Source organism: Streptomyces sp. NPDC039609, from assembly GCF_055596705.1.
Genome location: NZ_JBVIUJ010000007.1, coordinates 155588 through 174608, shown reverse-complemented (window position 1 = coordinate 174608; position 19021 = coordinate 155588). Strand labels below are relative to the sequence as shown.

At 71.8% G+C, this 19021-nt stretch carries 19 protein-coding genes; 8 read left to right on the top strand and 11 right to left on the bottom strand.

Annotation, left to right across the window (positions count from 1 at the left end; all coding sequences use genetic code 11):
- Positions 1-92: 92 nt before the first annotated feature.
- Genes ACZ561_RS21945 through pdhA form a run of 3 tightly spaced genes read right to left on the bottom strand, consistent with a single transcriptional unit; the run spans position 93 to position 3600 of the window.
- Positions 93-1412: a dihydrolipoamide acetyltransferase family protein gene (locus ACZ561_RS21945; RefSeq protein WP_470997580.1), complete on the bottom strand. Its 1320-nt coding sequence runs from the start codon at positions 1410-1412 to the stop codon at positions 93-95.
- Positions 1412-2440: an alpha-ketoacid dehydrogenase subunit beta gene (locus ACZ561_RS21940; protein ID WP_470997578.1), complete on the bottom strand. Its 1029-nt coding sequence runs from the start codon at positions 2438-2440 to the stop codon at positions 1412-1414. The genes ACZ561_RS21945 and ACZ561_RS21940 overlap by 1 nt, the downstream gene beginning before the upstream one ends.
- Positions 2440-3600, bottom strand: coding sequence for a pyruvate dehydrogenase (acetyl-transferring) E1 component subunit alpha (gene pdhA / locus ACZ561_RS21935; RefSeq protein ID WP_470998553.1), 1161 nt, complete (start codon positions 3598-3600; stop codon positions 2440-2442). The genes ACZ561_RS21940 and pdhA overlap by 1 nt, the downstream gene beginning before the upstream one ends.
- Before the next feature lie 177 nt (positions 3601-3777).
- Here pdhA and ACZ561_RS21930 point away from each other — a divergent pair, with 177 nt between their 5' ends.
- Positions 3778-4323: an Lrp/AsnC family transcriptional regulator gene (locus tag ACZ561_RS21930; RefSeq protein WP_470997575.1), complete on the top strand. Its 546-nt coding sequence runs from the start codon at positions 3778-3780 to the stop codon at positions 4321-4323.
- A 66-nt stretch (positions 4324-4389) separates the two neighbouring features.
- Here ACZ561_RS21930 and ACZ561_RS21925 read toward each other — a convergent pair whose 3' ends face one another.
- Entirely contained in the window at positions 4390-4983 is a 594-nt protein-coding gene (locus ACZ561_RS21925; RefSeq protein WP_329118546.1) for a TetR/AcrR family transcriptional regulator, read from the bottom strand.
- Positions 4980-6479, bottom strand: a complete 1500-nt coding sequence (locus ACZ561_RS21920) for a 3-hydroxyacyl-CoA dehydrogenase (protein WP_470998550.1) — start codon at positions 6477-6479, stop codon at positions 4980-4982. Before ACZ561_RS21920 ends, ACZ561_RS21925 begins: the two co-directional genes overlap by 4 nt.
- Before the next feature lie 262 nt (positions 6480-6741).
- On the opposite strand from ACZ561_RS21920, the gene paaN reads away from it, so the two are divergent.
- The gene (gene paaN, locus ACZ561_RS21915; RefSeq protein WP_470997573.1) at positions 6742-8439 is read left to right on the top strand and encodes a phenylacetic acid degradation protein PaaN; all 1698 of its coding nucleotides are present in this window, start codon (positions 6742-6744) and stop codon (positions 8437-8439) included.
- A gap of 20 nt (positions 8440-8459) precedes the next feature.
- On the opposite strand, the gene ACZ561_RS21910 is transcribed toward paaN, so the two are convergent.
- Genes ACZ561_RS21910 through ACZ561_RS21900 form a run of 3 tightly spaced genes read right to left on the bottom strand, consistent with a single transcriptional unit; the run spans position 8460 to position 11202 of the window.
- Positions 8460-9140, bottom strand: coding sequence for a TrmH family RNA methyltransferase (locus tag ACZ561_RS21910; protein WP_470997570.1), 681 nt, complete (start codon positions 9138-9140; stop codon positions 8460-8462).
- On the bottom strand, positions 9137-10477 hold the full coding sequence (locus ACZ561_RS21905; protein WP_470997568.1) for an HTTM domain-containing protein: 1341 nt from the start codon (positions 10475-10477) through the stop codon (positions 9137-9139). Before ACZ561_RS21905 ends, ACZ561_RS21910 begins: the two co-directional genes overlap by 4 nt.
- The gene (locus ACZ561_RS21900; protein WP_470997565.1) at positions 10474-11202 is read right to left on the bottom strand and encodes a DUF5819 family protein; all 729 of its coding nucleotides are present in this window, start codon (positions 11200-11202) and stop codon (positions 10474-10476) included. Before ACZ561_RS21900 ends, ACZ561_RS21905 begins: the two co-directional genes overlap by 4 nt.
- A 126-nt stretch (positions 11203-11328) precedes the next feature.
- On the opposite strand from ACZ561_RS21900, the gene paaA reads away from it, so the two are divergent.
- The 6 genes from paaA (at position 11329) to ACZ561_RS21870 (ending at position 16159) form a co-directional block, all read left to right on the top strand.
- Positions 11329-12360 carry a 1,2-phenylacetyl-CoA epoxidase subunit PaaA gene (gene paaA, locus ACZ561_RS21895; RefSeq protein WP_470997562.1) on the top strand — a complete coding sequence of 344 codons (1032 nt, stop codon included), beginning with the start codon at positions 11329-11331 and terminating at the stop codon, positions 12358-12360.
- On the top strand, positions 12357-12644 hold the full coding sequence (gene paaB / locus ACZ561_RS21890; RefSeq protein WP_315893767.1) for a 1,2-phenylacetyl-CoA epoxidase subunit PaaB: 288 nt from the start codon (positions 12357-12359) through the stop codon (positions 12642-12644). Before paaA ends, paaB begins: the two co-directional genes overlap by 4 nt.
- The gene (paaC, locus tag ACZ561_RS21885; RefSeq protein ID WP_470997559.1) at positions 12641-13366 is read left to right on the top strand and encodes a 1,2-phenylacetyl-CoA epoxidase subunit PaaC; all 726 of its coding nucleotides are present in this window, start codon (positions 12641-12643) and stop codon (positions 13364-13366) included. The genes paaB and paaC overlap by 4 nt, the downstream gene beginning before the upstream one ends.
- Complete coding sequence (paaD, locus tag ACZ561_RS21880; RefSeq protein ID WP_376434396.1) at positions 13360-13857, top strand: 1,2-phenylacetyl-CoA epoxidase subunit PaaD; 498 nt, start codon at positions 13360-13362, stop codon at positions 13855-13857. The genes paaC and paaD overlap by 7 nt, the downstream gene beginning before the upstream one ends.
- A complete protein-coding gene (locus tag ACZ561_RS21875; protein ID WP_470997557.1) occupies positions 13858-14946 on the top strand; it encodes a 2Fe-2S iron-sulfur cluster-binding protein in 1089 nt (362 codons plus the stop codon).
- A 79-nt stretch (positions 14947-15025) separates the two neighbouring features.
- A complete protein-coding gene (locus ACZ561_RS21870; RefSeq protein WP_470998547.1) occupies positions 15026-16159 on the top strand; it encodes an acyl-CoA dehydrogenase family protein in 1134 nt (377 codons plus the stop codon).
- 7 nt (positions 16160-16166) lie between these two features.
- Here ACZ561_RS21870 and ACZ561_RS21865 read toward each other — a convergent pair whose 3' ends face one another.
- The 3 genes from ACZ561_RS21865 to ACZ561_RS21855 all read right to left on the bottom strand — a co-directional run bounded on the left by ACZ561_RS21865 (position 16167) and on the right by ACZ561_RS21855 (position 18997).
- Positions 16167-16511, bottom strand: coding sequence for a rhodanese-like domain-containing protein (locus tag ACZ561_RS21865; RefSeq protein ID WP_329118527.1), 345 nt, complete (start codon positions 16509-16511; stop codon positions 16167-16169).
- A 45-nt stretch (positions 16512-16556) separates the two neighbouring features.
- On the bottom strand, positions 16557-17405 hold the full coding sequence (locus tag ACZ561_RS21860; protein WP_470998544.1) for a J domain-containing protein: 849 nt from the start codon (positions 17403-17405) through the stop codon (positions 16557-16559).
- A gap of 140 nt (positions 17406-17545) precedes the next feature.
- A complete protein-coding gene (locus tag ACZ561_RS21855) occupies positions 17546-18997 on the bottom strand; it encodes a DUF2252 domain-containing protein (RefSeq protein WP_470997554.1) in 1452 nt (483 codons plus the stop codon).
- Positions 18998-19021: the final 24 nt, after the last annotated feature.

Here is a 19021-nt window from a genome sequence, read left to right as displayed (position 1 = left end):
CAGCAGTATGATCCGCGCCCGCCCGGTACGACCCCGAAGATCGCCGCCCGTCTCACGTACGGAGACAGGCGGCCGATCCGGGGACGGGGCCGTCAGAGCGTGCGGAGCAGGACCGCGGGGCGCTCGACACAGTCCGCGACGTAACGCAGGAACCCGCCCGCGGTGCCGCCGTCGCAGACACGGTGGTCGAAGGTCAGCGACAGCTGGACGACCTGGCGGACGGCCAGCTCTCCCTCGTGGACCCACGGCTTGGGGATGATCCGGCCCACCCCGAGCATCGCCGCCTCCGGGTGATTGATGATCGGCGTCGATCCGTCGACCCCGAACACCCCGTAGTTGTTCAGCGTGAACGTCCCGCCGGTCAGGTCCGCCGGCGTCAGCGTCCCCTGCCGGGCGGACTCGGTCAGCCGCGCGAACTCCTCCGTCAGCGACTCCGCCGTGCGCGTACCCGCGTCCCGAACCACGGGGACGACGAGTCCGCGCGGGGTCTGCGCCGCGAACCCGAGGTGCACCGACGGCAGCCGGACGATCTCCCGGGCAGCCGTGTCCACCGTGGAGTTGAGCTCCGGGAAACGGGCCAGGGCATGGGTGCAGATCCGGGCGAGGAGCGCGAGCAGCGAGATCTTCGGCCCGCCCGCCGCGTTCATCGCGGCCCGCGCCGCCATGAGTTCGGTGGCATCGGCGTCGACCCAGCAGGTCGCGTCCGGGATCTCCGTACGGCTGCGCGAGAGCTTGTCGGCCACGGCGCCGCGGACTCCGCGCAGCGGAACACGCTCGCCTCCGGCGGCGACGGCCACGGGCGACGGCGCGGCCGGAGCAGGTGCCGGGCGCTCGGCGGCGGCCAGGGCCGACTCCACGTCGGCCCGCAGAATCAGTCCGGCCGGACCGGATCCGCGCACCTCGCGCAGATCGAGCCCCTTGTCCCGGGCCAGCTTCCGCACGAGCGGGGAGATCACCGGCACGGGCCCCTCGGGAAGCACCGGCTTCGCAGGCGCCGCCACCTGGGCGACGGGGGCCACCGGAGCGGTGTCCTTGCGGACGCGGCGCCGGCGTGCCGCCGGCCCCGCCGTGCCGTAGCCGACGAGCACATTGCCGGAGTACTCCGAGGACTCGGCATCCTCGGCGGCCGCCCCGGACTTCGCGGGCGCCGACACGGGAGCTTCCGTTCCGCCCACGGCGACCGTGAGCAGCGGTGCGCCGACGGGCAGTTCGGTGCCCTCCTCGCCGAAGCGGGCGGTCACCACCCCGCCGTAGGGGCACGGAACCTCGACCATCGCCTTGGCGGTCTCGACCTCGACGACGGGCTGGTCGATGGCGACGACGTCGCCGACGTTCACCAGCCAGCGCACGATCTCCGCCTCGGTCAGCCCCTCGCCGAGGTCCGGCAGCTTGAACTCGAGCACCTGGGCCATCAGCTCCCCGCCTCCCACTGCAGCCGCGCCACCGCGTCGAGCACCCGGTCCACGCCCGGCAGATGGTGCCGCTCCAGCATGGGCGGCGGGTACGGGATGTCGAACCCGGCGACCCGCAGCACGGGTGCCTCCAGGTGGTGGAAGCAGCGCTCGGTCACGCGGGCGGCGATCTCCCCGCCCGGCCCACCGAAGCCGGCCGACTCGTGCACCACGACCGCCCGTCCGGTGCGCCGCACCGACGCGCTGACGGTCTCGTCGTCGAACGGCACCAGCGAGCGCAGGTCGACGACCTCCAGGTCCCAGCCCTCGGCCTGGGCGGCCTCGGCGGCCTCCAGGCAGACCGGCACGGACGGGCCGTACGTGATCAGCGTGGCGCTGGTGCCGCGGCGCCGTACGACGGCCTTGCCGATCGGCTCCACCTGCGCGGGCGCCTCGGGCGACCAGTCGGACTTCGACCAGTAGAGCCGCTTGGGCTCCAGGAAGACGACCGGGTCGTCGGAGGCGATCGCCGCCCGCAGCAGCCCGTACGCGTCCTCGACGGTGGCCGGGGTGACGACATGGAGACCCGGGGTCGCCATGTAGTACGCCTCGGAGGAGTCGCTGTGGTGCTCGACGCCGCCGATCCCGCCGCCGTACGGCACTCGGATCACCATCGGCATCGGCATCGCGCCGCGCGTGCGGTTCCGCATCCGCGAGACATGGCTGATCAGCTGCTCGAACGCCGGGTAGGCGAAGGCGTCGAACTGCATCTCCACGACCGGCCGCAGCCCGTACATCGCCATGCCGACGGCCGTGCCCAGGATGCCGGCCTCGGCCAGCGGGGTGTCCGTACAGCGGTCCTCGCCGAACTCCTTGGCGAGGCCGTCGGTGACGCGGAAGACACCGCCGAGCGTGCCGACGTCCTCGCCCATGACGTGGACGGTCGGGTCCTCGGCCATCGCGTCCCGCATGGCCCGCTGCAGCGCCTGCGCCATCGTGGCCGGCTTCGCGGGCTTGGCGGCCTTGGCCGCCGCCACCTGGGTCGTCATCACGCCTCGCTCTCGGCGTCGAGCTCGGCACGCAGCTGCGCGGCCTGCTCGCGCAGCTGGGTGGTCTGCTCGGCGTAGACGTGCGAGAAGAGATCCATCGGGTCGAGCACCGGCTCGGCGTTCATCCGCTCGCGCAGCGCCGCCGCCATCGTCTCGGCGGCCTCGGCCGCGGCCCGCTTTCCGTCCTCGTCGAGCATCCCGCGCTCCGTCAACTCCCGCTCCAGGAGCAGGATCGGGTCGTGTGCCCGCCACGCCTCGACCTCGCTGTCGCCGCGGTAGCGGGTGGCGTCGTCGGCGTTGGTGTGGGCCTCGATGCGGTACGTGATCGCCTCGATCAGCGTCGGTCCGCCGCCCCGGCGCGCGCGTGCCACGGCCTCGGTGAGCACCTGGTGGACGGCGATGGCGTCGTTGCCGTCGACGAGCCGGCCGGGCATTCCGTAGCCGACGGCCTTGTGGGCGAGGGACGGGGCCGCGGTCTGCTTGGCGAGCGGCACGGAGATCGCGAAGCCGTTGTTCTGCACCAGGAAGACCACGGGGGCCTGCCAGACGGCCGCGAAGTTCAGCGCCTCGTGGAAGTCGCCCTCGCTGGTGCCGCCGTCGCCGACCATGGCGAGCGCGACCACGTCGTCGCCCTTGAGCCGGGCGGCGTGGGCCAGGCCCACCGCGTGCGGGAGCTGGGTGGCGAGAGGCGTGGACAGCGGCGCTATGCGGTGCTCACGCGGGTCGTACCCGGTGTGCCAGTCGCCGCGCAGCAGCGTCAGCGCCTGGACCGGGTCCAGGCCGCGGGCGACGGCCGCGAGGGTGTCGCGGTAGGAGGGGAAGAGCCAGTCCCGGTCCTCCAGGGCCAGCGCGGCCGCGACCTCGCAGGCCTCCTGGCCGGTCGTCGACGGATACACGGCGAGCCGGCCCTGCTTGGTGAGGGCCGTGGCCTGCGCGTTGTACCGCCGACCGCGCACCAGCTCCGCGTAGAGCCGCCGCAGCAGCTCGGGGTCGGCGGCGGCAACCGCGTCCGTGCCGAGGACACGGAACGGCTCGGCGTCGGGCAGCAGGGGGGCCGGGTCGGTGCGCGGCTTCCACGCCGGGGGCGGGGTGGGCCGGTAGACAGGGGTGGCACCGGGCGGCTCTTGGACTGTCGAACTGCGCTGTTGCAACGAGTCCACCTCCTCGTGGGAGCGGGCATAAGACCCGAAGGCGGGTGGCGCGGGTGTGGCGCGCCTCACCTACCGATTGTTCGGTCGTGGAGGCATTTTGGCTACAGGCACCCTCAGCCTGTGGACAATCGGTTCTCCACAGCCTGGGATAGAAGCATGTCGTCCATGGGAGAGAGGCGGGGGGACATGGCGGATGAACAAATGGCCGAGAGCTGGGAGCGGGAGCTCGCCCAGCCGCCGGGCACGGCGCCCGGCGGGGCGTCACAGGTGCCCCAGGGTCCTCCGGCGCGCCCGCTGGACTCCATCGACCGCGACATCCTGCGCATCCTCCAGACGGACGGTCGCGCCTCGATACGCTCCGTGGCCGAGCGGGTCCATGTGTCCAGGGCCAACGCCTACGCGCGGATCAACCGACTCATCGACGACGGGGTGATCCGCGGCTTCAGCGCCCGGGTCAACCACGAGCGCGCGGGCCAGGGCGCCTCCGCCTACATCACGCTCAAGATCGTCCAGAATTCCTGGCGCACCGTGCGCGAGCAGCTCCAGGCACTGCCGGGGGCCGCGCACATCGCGCTGGTCAGCGGGGACTTCGACGTCCTCCTGCTGGTCCACACCCCCGACAACCGGACCCTGCGCGAGCTGGTGCTCACCAAGCTCCAGTCCATCCCCGAGGTGCTCTCCACCCGCACACTGCTGGTCTTCGAGGAGACCGACCTCGACCCGGACCGCTGAGAGGCCCGTACGGGGCCGCTGAGCAGCGGGCCTGTACGCGAACCACCGACCGGGCCCCGGGCGGCTTCAGCGGGCCGTACGCAGCCCGTCGAACGCGAGATGGACCACGGTGTCGGCGAGCTGCTCACGGACCGCGTCGGCGCCCGGCAGCGGCCGGTACCACTCCACCAGCGAGTTGATCATGCCGAAGAGCAGACGGGTGGCCAGCTTGATGTCCACATCCGCCCGCAGGTCACCGTCGGCCACGGCCGCCTTCAGCAGCTCGGCCACCCTCTGGTCGAACTCCCGGCGCCGCTCCATCGCCCACCGCTCGGTGTCGGTGTTGCCCCGGACCCGCAGCAGCAGCGTCACGTACGGCAGCTCCGCCATCAGCACCTCGACGGTGCGCCGGGTGACGTACTCGACCCGCTCGATGGCCCGCCCGCGCCCCGCGCCCGGCTCGTCGAGGATCGCGAAGAGCCCGTCGATGGCCCGGCTGACGGCCCGCCGCAGCAGCTCCTCCTTGCCCGCGACATGGTGGTATATCGAGGACTTGGAGATCCCCGCGGCCTTGGAGAGGTGCTCCATGGACGTGCCGTCGTAGCCGCGCTCGTTGAAGACGCGTACGGCGACGGAGAGCAGCGTCTCGGGGGTGTACGTGTCGCGCTTCGCGGTGGTCATGCCGTCGCCTCCTGTGCGGCCGCGGCCGCCTCGGCGGCGACCCGCTCGGCGGCGGCCCGGCGGAGCAACGCCTGCGAGGGGGCGTAGCGGCCCGTCGGGTACTCCTCGTGGAGGTTCGACAGCATCTCGAGGACCCAGCCGGCACCCAGCTCCTCGCCCCAGGCGAGGGGCCCGCGGGGGTAGTTCACGCCGAGCCGCATCGCGGTGTCGATGTCGTCGCCTTCGGCCACCGAGCGCGCGGCGGCGTCGAAGGCGAAGTCGGCGAGCATCGCGACCGTACGGGCGACGATCATGCCGGGGATGTCGCGTATGACGCTGACCGCCTTGCCCGCCGCCTGGATGAGGCCGATCGCCTCCTGGAGGGCGCTGTCGTCCACGGTGGCCGAGGGCGCGAGCGCGATCCGCTCGCAGGTGTGGAAGTTCAGCGCCAGGTCGAAGTGGATGACCGGCATCGCGGCCTCGTCGGCCGAGGTCCCGTCCGCGAGGAAGAGCCGGGTGCCGCTCGGCAGCTCGATCCAGCCCGGGTAGCCGGGCACGCCGTCGTCCCCGAAGTCGACCGGGATCGCGGCTTCCTGGATCCGCTCCACCAGGCCGCGCATGTGCTCGAAGTCGCCCTGGACGGTCACGGAGGCCGGCGGCTCGGCCGGGGGTGCGGTGTGCGGCTGGGGGGCCGCCGCCCCGTCCCCGTACGGGTACCAGCCCTGCCCCGACTTGCGGCCGAGCCGCGCCGACTCGACCAGGCGCCGCTGGGCGAGGGACGGAGTGAACTTGGGGTCCTGGTAGAAGGACTCCCACACGGACCGGGTGACGGCCTCGTTGACGTCCTGGCCGATGAGGTCGGTCAGCTCGAAGGGGCCCATCCGGAAGCCGCCGCACTCGCGCAGCACCGCGTCGATGGTGGCGGGGTCGGCCGCGCCCTCCTCGTACACCCGCAGCGCCTCCGCGTAGAAGGGCCGGGCTATCCGGTTGACGATGAACCCGGGGGTGTCGGCGCAGCGCACCGGCGTCTTGCCCCAGCTCTTCGCGGTCTCGTACGCGCGCGTGGCGGCGGAATCGTCGGTGGCGAAGCCGCTGACGACCTCGACGAGCGGCAGCAGCGGGGCCGGGTTGAAGAAGTGCAGCCCGACGAACCGGCCGGGCAGCCGCAGCCCTCCCGCGATCGCGGTGACGGAGAGGGAGGAGGTGTTGGTGGCGAGCAGGGTGTCGTCGCCGACGATCTTCTCGAGCTCGCCGAAGAGCTGCTGCTTGACCGGAAGGTGCTCGACGATCGCCTCGACGACGAGCGCGGCGTCGGCCAGCTCGGTCAGCTCGGCCGCGGCGTGGAGCCGCGCGACGGCTCCGTCGCGGTCGGCCCGGTCCATCCGCCCCTTCTCGACGAGGCGGTCCAGGCGGGCGGCGAGGGCGGTCACGGCCTCCTCGGCCCGGCCGGGCGCGCTGTCGTAGAGCCGGACGGGATGGCCGGCGACCAGGGCGACCTGCGCGATTCCCTGGCCCATGGTCCCCGTGCCGACGACGGCGACGGTCCGGCTCCGGTCGATGGCGTCGGTGCCGGGCTCGGGCACGGGAACCGGCGCGGGCTTCGGCGCGGAACCCGGGACGGCGTCCGGCGCGGAATCGCTCACATTGGCGGTCATGCGACTGATCCTCCCCGATGGGTTGTCCACAGCTTCGACAGACCCCCTTGTCCCGACCGATCGTTCGGTTACTCTAACTCTGTCCGTCCGTTCCTGCCCAGCTCAACGAGGAGTTGGTCCTGCCATGGCCGCCGCTCAGCTGACCACCGACGCTCTGGCCGAGAAGCACCGGTCCACACTCGACCAGGCTCTCGACACGATCCGCACCCGTGCCTACTGGTCGCCCCACCCCGAGCACCCGAAGGCCTACGGCGAGAACGGCTCGCTGGACGCCGCCGCCGGTCTCGACGCGTACAAGGCTCTGCTCGACACCCGCTTCGAGCTGGACCAGCCCGGCACGGACGGCTGGACCGGTGGCGAGATCTCGCCGTACGGCCCGGCGCTCGGCGTGGAGTACCCGCACGCCGACATCGACGTCCTGCTGCCCGCGATGCGCGCCGGCATGGGCGCCTGGCGCGAGGCCGGACCCGAGGTCCGTGCCCTGGTCTGTATCGAGATCCTCGCCCGGATCTCCGCCCGCACCCACGAGTTCGCGCACGCGGTGATGCACACCAGCGGCCAGGCCTTCATGATGGCGTTCCAGGCCGGCGGCCCGCACGCGCAGGACCGCGGCCTGGAGGCGGTGGCGTACGCCTACGCGGAGCAGACCCGCACCCCCGGCGGCGCCGCCCACTGGTCGAAGCCGCAGGGCAAGCGGGACCCGCTGGAGCTGACCAAGGAGTTCACCCCGGTCGCCCGCGGCATCGCGCTGATGATCGGCTGCAACACCTTCCCGACCTGGAACGGCTACCCCGGCCTGTTCGCCTCCCTGGCCACCGGCAACCCGGTCCTGGTCAAGCCCCACCCCCGGGCCGTCCTCCCGCTGGCGCTCACGGTCCGCGTGGCCCGCGAGGTCCTCGCCGAGGCCGGCTTCGACCCGAACCTGGTCGCGCTGGCCGTCGAGCGGCCCGGCGAGGGCATCGCCAAGACCCTGGCCGTCCGCCCCGAGGTCCGGATCATCGACTACACCGGTTCCACCGCCTTCGGCGACTGGCTGGAGGCCAACGCCCGCCAGGCGCAGGTCTACACGGAGAAGGCGGGCGTCAACACGGTCGTCGTCGACTCCACCGACGACTACAAGGGGATGCTCTCCAACCTGGCCTTCTCGCTGTCCCTGTACAGCGGCCAGATGTGCACGACCCCGCAGAACCTGCTGATCCCCCGCGACGGCATCGCCACCGACGCGGGCACCAAGTCGTACGACGAGGTGGTCGCCGACCTCGCGGCGGCGGTGGGCGGCCTGCTGGGCGACGACGCCCGGGCGAACGCCCTGCTCGGCGCGCTGGTCAACCCGGACGTGAAGGCGCGCCTGGAGGCCGCGGCCGGCCTGGGCGAGGTGGCGCTCTCCTCCCGCGAGGTGGCGAACCCGGACTTCCCGGGCGCCGTGGTCCGTACCCCGGTCATCGTGAAGCTGGACGGCTCCAAGCCCGACGCGGACGCCGCGTACTTCTCCGAGTGCTTCGGCCCGGTGTCCTTCGCCGTCTCCGTCGACTCGACCGCCGACGCCCTCGAGCTGCTGCGACGCACGGTCCGTGAGAAGGGCGCGATGACGGTCGGGGCGTACACCACCTCGGCCGACACCGAGCGCGCCGTCGAGGAGGTCTGCCTCGAGGAGTCGGCCCAGCTCTCGCTGAACCTGACGGGCGGGGTCTACGTCAACCAGACGGCCGCGTTCTCCGACTTCCACGGCTCCGGCGGAAACCCGGCCGCGAACGCGGCCCTGTGCGACGCGGCCTTCGTCGCCAACCGCTTCCGGGTGGTGGAGGTCCGCCGCCAGGCGTGAGGCACGGTCTCGCGGAGGCCCTACGGGGTCTCCGCGAGCCCTTCCGGACCCTCGATCTCGGCGTACCGCTGCACCCAGGCGTGCATCGCGATGGCGGCCGCTGCCCCCGCGTTGATCGAACGGGTCGAACCGAACTGGGCGATCGAGCAGACCATCTCCGCGTGCTTGCGGGCCTCCTCGGTCAGACCCGGCCCTTCCTGGCCGAAGAGCAGCACACAGCGCCGCGGCAGCACGGTGCGCTCCAGCGGCACCGCGCCCGGCAGATTGTCGATCCCGATGATCGGCAGGCCCTCGGCCGCGGCCCATGCGGTCAGCGACTCGGTGTCCGGGTGGTGGCGCACATGCTGGTAGCGGTCCGTGACCATCGCTCCGCGCCGGTTCCAGCGCCGGCGACCCACGATGTGGATCTCCTTCGCCAGGAACGCGTTCGCGGTCCGCACCACCGACCCGATGTTGAAGTCGTGGCCCCAGTTCTCCACCGCGACATGGAAGTCGTGCCGACGGGTGTCCAGGTCGGCGACGACCGCCTCCCGCGTCCAGTACCGGTACCGGTCGACGACATTGCGCCGGTCCCCGCCCGAAAGCAGCTCGGGATCGTAGCGCTCGCCGTCCGGCCAGGGCAGCGGATGCGGCCCGACACCGACCTCGGGGGCGTACCCCTCGTCGTACTGGATCGGCTCGGACTGTTCTGCGGTGCTCACCCCACGAGGGTACGGGCGGCGGGTTCCTCACTCGAACGGCGCTGATCGGGCACCTTGCCACGCGTGCGGGACAGCAGCCGGTCCCGGCCGAGCCCCACCCGCGCGCCCAGCCAGACCAGGAACGCCGTCGGCAGGAACACCGCGTCCGCGGAGATCATCGCGAGCGAGAACAGGGGCAGCCCGAGCAGCAGCGCGATCCCGGCGTGCTCCAGCATCATCGCCACCAGCAGGACGTTCTTGACCTTGCGGTTGAACAGGGCGAAGGGGAACGCGACCTGGATCATCACGGTGCCGTACGTCAGAACCATGACCATCACACCGCTGGAGCCGAGGAAGTCGGAGAGCGCGGGCCACGGAGTGAAGTAGTCCAGCTGAAGCGGGTAGTACAGCGCGGTGCCGTCCTGCCAGCGCGAACCCTGGATCTTGTACCAGCCGGCCGTGGCGTATATCAGACAGACCTCGGCCATGATCACGACGAGGGTCGCGTTGTGGGCGAGATTGGCGAGGACGTCGAGGAGTGTGCGCGGCTCGCCCGGGGCGTAGCGGCACACCGCCCACCACAGCGCCTGCGCCAGCCACAGCACCCACATCAGCACCAGCAGCCATGCGGAGCCGGTGACACCGACGAAGTACGTGGCGGCGAGCAGGAAGCCACCGAGCACCACCCACAGCAGCGGTCCGACGACGTCGCGGCGGGGCGGCAGACCGTCGGCCGCGTCACGGGCCTCGCGGGCCGCCCGGCGGGCGTCCAGGGACCAGACCTGGCCGCAGCGGGTCAGGACGAGGTAGATCGCGGCGAGGTGGATGACGTTGTCACCGCCGTCGCCCACGAGGACGGAGCGATTCTGCAGGGACAGCACGCCGACCATGAAGACGACGGACATGGCGCGGGTGCGCCAGCCGACCAGCAGCAGGGCGGCGGAGAGCACGGCGATCGCGTAGACGAGCTCGAACCAGAGCCCGCCGTCCGACCACATCAGCACCGTGAACGCGCTGTTGTCGGCGATCAGCTGTCGGCCCATCTCCCACGACCAGGGGCTGTCGGGGCCGTACAGCTGATGGCGGTGGGGCAGCTCGCGGAGCAGGAAGAGCAGCCAGGTGAGCGAGAAGCCGATCCGGATGATCGCGCTCTGGTACGGCCCGAGGGCACGGGCCGTGACCCGCTGGATGGCCCGCGCGAGCCGCCGGTCGACGGGCTCCGGGGGCAGGCCGGGAGCGGCGTACTCACCCGGGGCCGCGTGGACGCCGGGGGTCTGGTGAACGGAGGCCTGGCTCTCGGGGGCGTGGGTCTCGGAGGCCTGGTACTCGGGGGCCTGGTTCGGGGAGGGCTGGTTCACCGGGCCGCCTCCGTACGGTCGGCCTGAGCTCCGCCGGGCAGATCGGCGGCGGTTATCTTCCACCACGGGAACTCCCGGTGGACGGGGTCCGTGGCGGTCTTCTCGGTGCTCCACGACGGGGCCGGGACGGGGCGAACGGTGGAGCGCAGCTGGATCCGCTCCACCGCGCCGTCGAGGCGCTGCTCGTCGAGGCGGAGCATGGCGATCCGGCGGACGTAGCTCTCGGAGAGCCGGCCGCGCAGGCCCTCGGGCCGGTGGTCCTCGGTGTGGGTGTTCAGGTAGAAGTCCCACGCCCGGCGGAGCTCGTTCTGCTCCGTGTGGCTGGGGAGGAGGCTGCCGCGGATGGCCTCGATGTCCTGCGCGGTCAGATCGATCCAGTCGGTGGTGCGCCGTGAGCCGTCGGCGGCGGCGACCTCGGCACGGACCTGGACGGCGTTGTTCTGCTGGAGCGGGTTGGGCGCGAAGAGCTTCCAGTTCTGCTCGAACTCGGGATATATCCAGTCGTCGACGACCGCTCCGTGCTGCTTGGTCAGCGTGTTCGAGGGCGCGACGTGCAGAAACACCATCGCGAGATGGACCAGGGCGAAGACGCCGAAGGCGGCGAGCGCGACTGCCGCGGTGACCTGGTACGGAAGCGAGAGCGAGGCGATCCCGGCGCCCGTGCGGGGCTCCGGTCCGGTGGCTGGGCGCGCCTCGCGCGCGCCCGCGTCGTCGTACGAGTCCATCCCGCCCCGATCCCCGATCCGTCCACCGCAGTTATCCACAGGGTTGACACCATACGGGCCGCCGACCGACCATTGAAGTCATTCAACCGAACGATCGGTCGGTAGGCCGGCGCGCTAGGGGGTCCGATGACCACAGGGACGTCAGCGACAGCTGCGACCGCGGGCGCACAGGACGTACAGTCCGTGCGGGAGGCGGCCACGGCGGCGACCCAGGCCGCCTACGAGGCGGTGTTCGACGCCGCCGTCGCCGCCGACGAGCGCATCGAGCCACGCGACTGGATGCCCGACGCCTATCGCGCGTCGCTCGTCCGCCAGATCGCGCAGCACGCGCACTCCGAGATCATCGGAATGCAGCCCGAGGCCAACTGGATCACCCGCGCGCCCTCGCTGCGCCGCAAGGCGATCCTCATGGCCAAGGTCCAGGACGAAGCCGGCCACGGGCTGTACCTGTACAGCGCGGCGGAGACCCTCGGCACCAGCCGCGACGAGCTCCTCGACAAGCTCCACTCCGGCCGCCAGAAGTACTCCTCGATCTTCAACTACCCCACGCTGACCTGGGCCGACGTCGGCGCCATCGGCTGGCTCGTGGACGGCGCCGCCATCACCAACCAGGTCCCGCTCTGCCGCTGCTCCTACGGCCCGTACGCCCGCGCGATGGTCCGCGTCTGCAAGGAGGAGTCCTTCCACCAGCGCCAGGGCTACGAAGCCCTGCTCGCCCTCTCCCGCGGCACCGAGGCCCAGCACGCCATGGCCCAGGACGCAGTGGACCGCTGGTGGTGGCCCTCCCTGATGATGTTCGGCCCCCCGGACGACGAGTCGGCGCACTCCGCTCAGTCCATGGCATGGAAGATCAAGCGCCACTCCAACGACGAGCTGCGCCAGCGTTTCGTCGACATCGCCGTCCCCCAGGCCGAAGCCCTCGGGCTCACCCTCCCCGACCCGGACCTGAGGTGGAACGAGGAGCGCGGGCACTACGACTTCGGTGCCATCGACTGGGCCGAGTTCTGGGACGTCCTCAAGGGAAACGGCCCCTGCAACGAACAGCGGCTCGACAAGCGTCGCCAGGCCCACGAGGACGGCGCCTGGGTCAGGGAAGCCGCCGCGGCATACGCCGACAAGCACACACAGCAGCAGAAGCACGGGGAGGCAGGCGCATGACCACCGACGGATGGCCCCTGTGGGAGGTGTTCGTGCGCTCGCGCCGCGGACTGTCCCACACCCACGCGGGCAGCCTCCACGCGCCGGACGCCGAGATGGCCCTGCGCAACGCCCGCGACCTGTACACCCGCCGCAGCGAAGGCGTCTCGATCTGGGTGGTCCCCTCCGCCGCGATCACCGCCTCCTCGCCCGACGAGAAGGACCCCTTCTTCGAGCCGTCGGCGGACAAGCCCTACCGCCACCCGACCTTCTACGAGATCCCCGAGGGAGTGAAGCACCTGTGACCGCACAGACCACCGCCACCGCGACCGCAGCCCTCGCCCTCGGAGACGACGCCCTCGTCCTCTCCCACCGCCTGGGGGAGTGGGCCGGCAACGCGCCCGTACTGGAAGAGGACGTCGCCCTCGCGAACATCGCGCTCGACCTGCTCGGCCAGGCACGCATCCTGCTCTCCCTCGTCGGCGACGAGGACGAGCTCGCCTACCTCCGCGAGGAACGGGCCTTCCGCAACACCCAGCTGGTCGAGCAGCCCAACGGCGACTTCGCCCACACCATCGCCCGCCAGCTCTACTTCTCCACCTACCAGCGGCTCCTCCACGGCCAGTTGGCCACCGGCGACGGACCCCTGAGCGGACTCGCGGCGAAAGCCGTCAAGGAAGTCGCCTACCACCAGGACCACGCCGAGCACTGGACCCTGCGTCTCGGCGACGGCACCCCCGAGAGCCACGACCGGATGCAGCGGGCCTGCGACGCGCTCTGGCGCTACACCGGCGAGCTGTTCCAGCCCGTCGACGGCCTCGACGTCGACCACGAAGCCCTGCACAGCGCCTGGCTCGACTCCGTCACCACCGTCCTCGAAAAGGCCACCCTCACCGTCCCGAGCGGACCCACCACCGGCGCCTGGGCCGCGGGAGCCGGCCGACAGGGCCTGCACACCGAGCCCTTCGGACGGATGCTCGCCGAAATGCAGCACCTGCATCGCAGCCACCCGGGGGCGACATGGTGACCATGACGGGCCTGGAGCAGGAGCTGAGCCGGATCGCCGGCGCCGTCCCCGACCCCGAGCTGCCCGTCCTCACCCTCGGAGAACTCGGCGTCCTACGCGGCGTCCAGGTCCTCGGCCCGGGCCGCGTCGAGGTCGAGCTGACCCCCACATACACCGGCTGCCCCGCCATCGAAGCGATGTCCAGCGACATCGAGCACGCGCTGCACGAGCACGGCGTGCCCGACGTCACCGTCGTCACCGTCCTCGCACCCGCCTGGTCGACGGACGACATCAGCGACGAAGGACGCCGCAAACTCGCCGAATTCGGCATCGCCCCGCCCCGCCCCCAGGGCCCCGCCGGCGGACCCGTCGCCCTCACCCTGGCGATCCGCTGCCCGAACTGCGGCTCCACCGACACCGAACTGCTCAGCCGGTTCTCCTCCACCGCATGCAAGGCGCTGCGCCGCTGCACGGCCTGTCGCGAACCGTTCGACCACTTCAAGGAGTTGTAGATGGTGTCCTCACGCTCCGGACGGGCCGGGTTCCATCCGCTCCGGGTGAGCGAGGTCGAGCAGCTCACGGACGACTCGGTGGCCGTCACCTTCGCCGTCCCGCCCGAGCTGAGCGAGGCCTACCGCCACACCCCCGGCCAGCACCTCGCCCTGCGCCGCACCTCCCAGGACGGCGAAGAGATCCGCCGCACCTACTCGATCTGCGCCGCCGCCACCCCCACGGGCCAGGACCCCGTCCTGCGCGTCGGCATCCGGCTCGTCGACGGCGGAGAGTTCTCCACGTACGCCCTCAAGGAACTGGCCGTCGGCGACACCGTCGAGGTCATGGAACCCATGGGCCGCTTCACTCTCGCCCCCCGCCCCGGACGCTTCGCCGCCATCGTCGGCGGCAGCGGCATCACCCCCGTCCTCTCGATGGCGGCGACCCTCCTCGCAGCCGAACCGGACGCCCGGTTCTGCCTCGTACGGAGCGACCGCACCGCGTCCTCCACGATGTTCCTCGACGAGGTCGCCGACCTGAAGGACCGCTACCCCGACCGCTTCCAGCTCATCACCGTGCTCTCCCGCGAAGAGCAGCAGGCGGGCCTCCCGTCCGGACGCCTCGACCAGGAACGACTCACCGCACTGCTCCCCGCACTCCTGCCGGTCGCCGACATCGACGGCTGGTTCCTGTGCGGCCCGTTCGGCCTCGTCCAGAGCGCCGAACACGCCCTGCGCGGACTTGGCGTCGAACGCACCCGGATCCACCAGGAAATCTTCCACGTCGACGACGGCTCGGCACCCGCCCCGGCACCCCGCGCCGACGCACCCGTCCACGCCACCCTCACCGCGACCCTGCACGGCCGCTCCGGCAACTGGCCCGTGGAGGAAGGCGAGACACTCCTCGACACCGTCCTCCGCGCCCGCGCCGACGCCCCCTACGCCTGCAAGGGCGGAGTGTGCGGCACCTGCCGTGCCTTCCTCGTCGACGGCGAGGTCCGCATGGACCGCAACTTCGCCCTGGAGCCGGAAGAGACCGAGGCCGGATACGTCCTGGCCTGCCAGTCCCACCCGGCCACCGCGGAAGTGGAGCTCGACTTCGACCGCTGAAGGCCCCGCGGCCATTCCCTTCCCCTAGAACCTGTTCTATCTTGACGATCCGTCAGATCGGCAACGGGAGGGCATGGCCGTGGACTTCACCTTCACCGAAGAACAGCAGGCGGCCGTCGAAGCGGCCAAAGTGGTCTTCTCCGACGTCACACCCGACGGCGTACCGAGCCCAGCACTCACCCCCCACGCCGTCGCCGACGACTTCGACCGACCCCTCTGGTCCCGCCTCGCCGCCTCCGACCTGCTCAGCCTCGTCCTCGCCCCCGACCACGGCGGAGCCGGCCTCGACACCATCACCCTCTGCCTCGTCCTACGCGAATCCGCCCGCGTCCTCGCCCGCGTACCCCTCCTGGAGACCAGCGCGGTCGCCATGACCATCCAGCGCTACGCCACCGAGGACACAGCAGCCGATCTCCTCCCCCGCGTCGGCCGCGGCGAACTCGTCCTCACCGCCGCCGCCAACGGCCGCACCGGCCACGACCCCGCCGAAGCCGCCGTCACCGCCCACCGCGACGGCACCGACTGGATCCTCGACGGCCTCCAGAGCGCCGTCCCCTGGGCCCACGGCGCCGACCGCATCGCCGTCCCCGCCCACACCACCGACGGACACACCGTCCTCGCGCTGCTCCCCCGCACCCACGACGGCCTCACCCTCGCCGAGCAGTACTCCACGAGCGGCGAACTCCTCGCCGAACTCCACCTCGACTCCGTACGCCTCGACAGCGCCGACGTCATCGACACCCACGGCGCCTGGGAATGGCTACGCGGCGTCCTCGCCACCGGAACCTGCGCCCTCGCCCTCGGCCTCGGCGAGAACGTCCTCACCATGACGAGCCAGTACACCGGCAAACGAGAACAGTTCGGCCACCCCGTGGCCACCTTCCAGGCCGTCGCCGTCCAGGCCGCCGACCGCTACATCGACCTGCGCGCCATGGAAGTCACCCTCTGGCAGGCCGCCTGGCGCATCAGCACCGGAGCCGGCGGACCACTGCCCCCCGCCGCGGACATCGCCGTCGCCAAGATCTGGGCATCCGAAGGCGTCCGCCGCGTCGTACAGACCGCCCAACACCTCCACGGAGGCTTCGGCGCCGACACCGACTACCCCCTGCACCGCTACCACGCCTGGGCCAAACAGCTCGAACTCGCCCTCGGCCCCGCCGCCGCCCACGAGGAAGCCCTCGGCGACCTACTGGCCGCCCACGCCCTCGGCTGAACCGCCCCTACAGGACGAAGCCCGGGCTGCCGTCGTTCCCCACGACCGGCCGCCCGGCACCGTCCCAGGCGAGCATCCCGCCGTCGACGTTCACCGCGTCGATCCCCTGCTGCACCAGATACTGCGTGACCTGCGCCGAACGGCCACCCACCCGGCACATCACATACGCGCGACGGCCATCGGCGACCGCCTCGGTCACCTCACCGAACCGCGCCACGAAGTCACTCATCGGCACATGCAGCGCGTCCACGACATGACCGGCCGCCCACTCGTCGTCCTCCCGGACATCCAGCACCAGGGCATCGGCCGGCACAGAGGCCGCTTCCACCGAGGGCAGCGGGGCGAAATTCATGGGACCAGGCCTTCTCTCATTCAGAACCGAGCTCTGACGAAAAACCTACTGCACCAGTGCGGCCAGCTCCGCCTCACGCTCGGACACCTGCGCCAGCAGCTGCTCGGCGATCTCCTCCAACAGCTGGTCCGGGTCGTCGGGCGCCATCCGCAGCATCGCGCCGATCGCGCTGTCCTCCAGCTCCCGCGCCACCAGCGTCAACAGCTCCTTGCGCTGCGTCAGCCAGTCGAGGCGCGCGTACAGCTCCTCGCTCTCACTGAGCCGCTCCTCCTCCGGCACAGGACCCGCGGCCCACTCGGCGGACAGCTCGCGCAGCAGCGCGGCGTCACCACGCGCGTACGCGGCGTTCACCCGTGTGATGAACGCATCGCGCCGCTTGCGCTCGTCCTCGTCCCGCGCCAGATCCGGGTGGGCCTGCCGGGCAAGCTCGCGATACAGCTTCCGGGCCTCCTCACCGGGCCGGACCCGCTTCGGCGGCTGCACCGGCTGCTCGGTCAGCATCGCGGCGGCCTCGGGAGACAGCCCGTCCGAATCGATCCAGTCGTGGAAGAGCTCCTCGACGCCGGGCATCGGCATCACGACCGCCCGCGCCTCCTGCGCCCGCCGCAGATCCTCCGGATCCCCGGTCCTGGCCGCCCGCGCCTCGGCGATCTGCGCGTCCAGCTCGTCGAGACGGGTGTACATCGGGCCGAGCCGCTGGTGATGCAGCCGGGAGAAGTTGTCCACCTCGACCCGGAACGTCTCCACCGCGATCTCGAACTCGATCAGCGCCTGCTCGGCGACCCGCACGGCCTTCTCCAGCCGAGCCTCGGGCCGCTCCGCACCGGCGTCACCACCCGGGCTCGCACCCGCGCCCTCGTCCTCGCCCGCACCTGCGCCCGCGTCCGGGTCCACGTCCTGGTCCACGCCCACGTCCTCGCTCCGGTCCGTCACCCCACCAGCCTACGATCCCGTCGGGGGCCCCTCCCCCTCCCTCCCCCCGCCCCCGTCCCCCCGTCGGCGACGTCAGCCCGTGGTCGGGCAGGCGTCGGCCGTCATACTCCGAGCTCGGCCGCTATCCGGCCGTTGTTCACCGCTGTGACCAGGTCGGTGTGGTCCGCCGTCGTGCGGTCGGCGTACGCGACGGCGAAGGCCGCGATCGCCTCGTCGAGCTCCTCGTTCTTTCCGCAGTAGCCGGCTATCAGGCGCGGGTCGGCGCTGTGGGCGTGCGCGCGGGCCAGCAGGGCGCCGGTCATACGGCCGTAGTCGTCGACCTGGTCCGGCGTGAGGGCGGCCGGGTCGACGCTGCCCTTGCGGTTGCGGAACTGGCGCACCTGGAAGGGGCGCCCCTGCACGGTGGTCCAGCCGAGCAGGATGTCGCTGACGACCTGCATCCGCTTCTGTCCCAGGACGACACGCCGTCCTTCGTGGCCCGGGTCCGTGACGGCGAAGCCGACGGCCGGGAGGTGGGGGAGCAGGGCCGAGGGCCGTGCCTCCTTCACCTGGAGGACCAGGGGCTCTCCCCGGTGGTCGAGGAGCAGCACGACGTAGGAGCGGGTGCCGACGCTGCCGGTGCCGACGACGCGGAAGGCGACGTCGTGGATGGCGTACCGGGCGAGCAGCGGCAGCCGGTCCTCGGAGACGGTGGCCAGGTAGTCGCCGAGGGAGGCGGCGACCGCCGTGGCTTCCTGGTCCGATACGCGGCGCAGTACCGGTGGTGCGTCCACGAAGCGCCGGCCGCCGCCGCCGTCGGTGTCGGTCACGGACTCGGTCGACTTGGCGGCGAAGCGTGCGCTGGTGTTGTTCCTGGCCTTCTCCGAGACCCGTTCGAGGGTGCCGAGCAGGTCGCGGGCGTCGGTGTGGGAGACGAGTTCTTCGTCGGCGATGGCGTTCCAGGCGTCGAGGGCGGGGAGCTTGGCGAGCAGGCGCATCGTGCGTCGGTAGGCGCCGACGGTGTCGAAGGCGGCGGCCCGGCAGGTGTCCTCGCTCGCTCCCGCTTCCCGTCCGGCGAGCACGAGGGAGGTGGCGAGTCGCTTGAGGTCCCATTCCCAGGGGCCGACGACGGTCTCGTCGAAGTCGTTGAGGTCGATGACGAGGCGGCCGCGTGCGTCCCCGTAGAGGCCGAAGTTGGCCGCGTGGGCGTCGCCGCATATCTGGGCGGCGATGCCGGTGACGGGGGAGCCGACGAGGTCGTGGGCCATGAGTCCGGCGGAGCCGCGCAGGAACGCGAAGGGGCTGGCGGCCATTCTGCCGACGCGTATCGGTGCGAGTTCCTTCACGCGGTCGCGGCTGGATTCCTCGACGGCGCGGACGGCGTCGGGCCGGTCATCGGCGAGGGTGCGGGTGCTGTGGGTGGAGCGCGGGACGCGCTCGCGCAGTGCCTTGCCCTCTTCCTTGGGTGTGTCCGTCGCGCCTGCGGCTGCGCGCTGTGCGAACCCGGGCACGTGCGGAACGCGTCCGCTGTCCGTGCCTCGCTGTTCCGGTGCGGCTGCCCGGATCTCGCCCATGGGACGTCCTCCCCCGACTTGGTG

What these genes read in the sequence shown, in the direction of transcription:
- ACZ561_RS21945 (WP_470997580.1), bottom strand. Translation starts at nt 1,412, where the DNA reads ATGGCCCAGGTGCTCGAGTTCAAGCTGCCGGACCTCGGCGAGGGGCTG.
- ACZ561_RS21940 (WP_470997578.1), bottom strand. Translation starts at nt 2,440, where the DNA reads ATGACGACCCAGGTGGCGGCGGCCAAGGCCGCCAAGCCCGCGAAGCCG.
- ACZ561_RS21930 (WP_470997575.1), top strand. Translation starts at nt 3,778, where the DNA reads ATGGCGGATGAACAAATGGCCGAGAGCTGGGAGCGGGAGCTCGCCCAG.
- ACZ561_RS21925 (WP_329118546.1), bottom strand. Translation starts at nt 4,983, where the DNA reads ATGACCACCGCGAAGCGCGACACGTACACCCCCGAGACGCTGCTCTCC.
- ACZ561_RS21920 (WP_470998550.1), bottom strand. Translation starts at nt 6,479, where the DNA reads ATGGGCCAGGGAATCGCGCAGGTCGCCCTGGTCGCCGGCCATCCCGTC.
- paaN (WP_470997573.1), top strand. Translation starts at nt 6,742, where the DNA reads ATGGCCGCCGCTCAGCTGACCACCGACGCTCTGGCCGAGAAGCACCGG.
- ACZ561_RS21900 (WP_470997565.1), bottom strand. Translation starts at nt 11,202, where the DNA reads ATGGACTCGTACGACGACGCGGGCGCGCGCGAGGCGCGCCCAGCCACC.
- paaA (WP_470997562.1), top strand. Translation starts at nt 11,329, where the DNA reads ATGACCACAGGGACGTCAGCGACAGCTGCGACCGCGGGCGCACAGGAC.
- paaB (WP_315893767.1), top strand. Translation starts at nt 12,357, where the DNA reads ATGACCACCGACGGATGGCCCCTGTGGGAGGTGTTCGTGCGCTCGCGC.
- paaD (WP_376434396.1), top strand. Translation starts at nt 13,360, where the DNA reads ATGGTGACCATGACGGGCCTGGAGCAGGAGCTGAGCCGGATCGCCGGC.
- ACZ561_RS21875 (WP_470997557.1), top strand. Translation starts at nt 13,858, where the DNA reads ATGGTGTCCTCACGCTCCGGACGGGCCGGGTTCCATCCGCTCCGGGTG.
- ACZ561_RS21865 (WP_329118527.1), bottom strand. Translation starts at nt 16,511, where the DNA reads ATGAATTTCGCCCCGCTGCCCTCGGTGGAAGCGGCCTCTGTGCCGGCC.
- ACZ561_RS21855 (WP_470997554.1), bottom strand. Translation starts at nt 18,997, where the DNA reads ATGGGCGAGATCCGGGCAGCCGCACCGGAACAGCGAGGCACGGACAGC.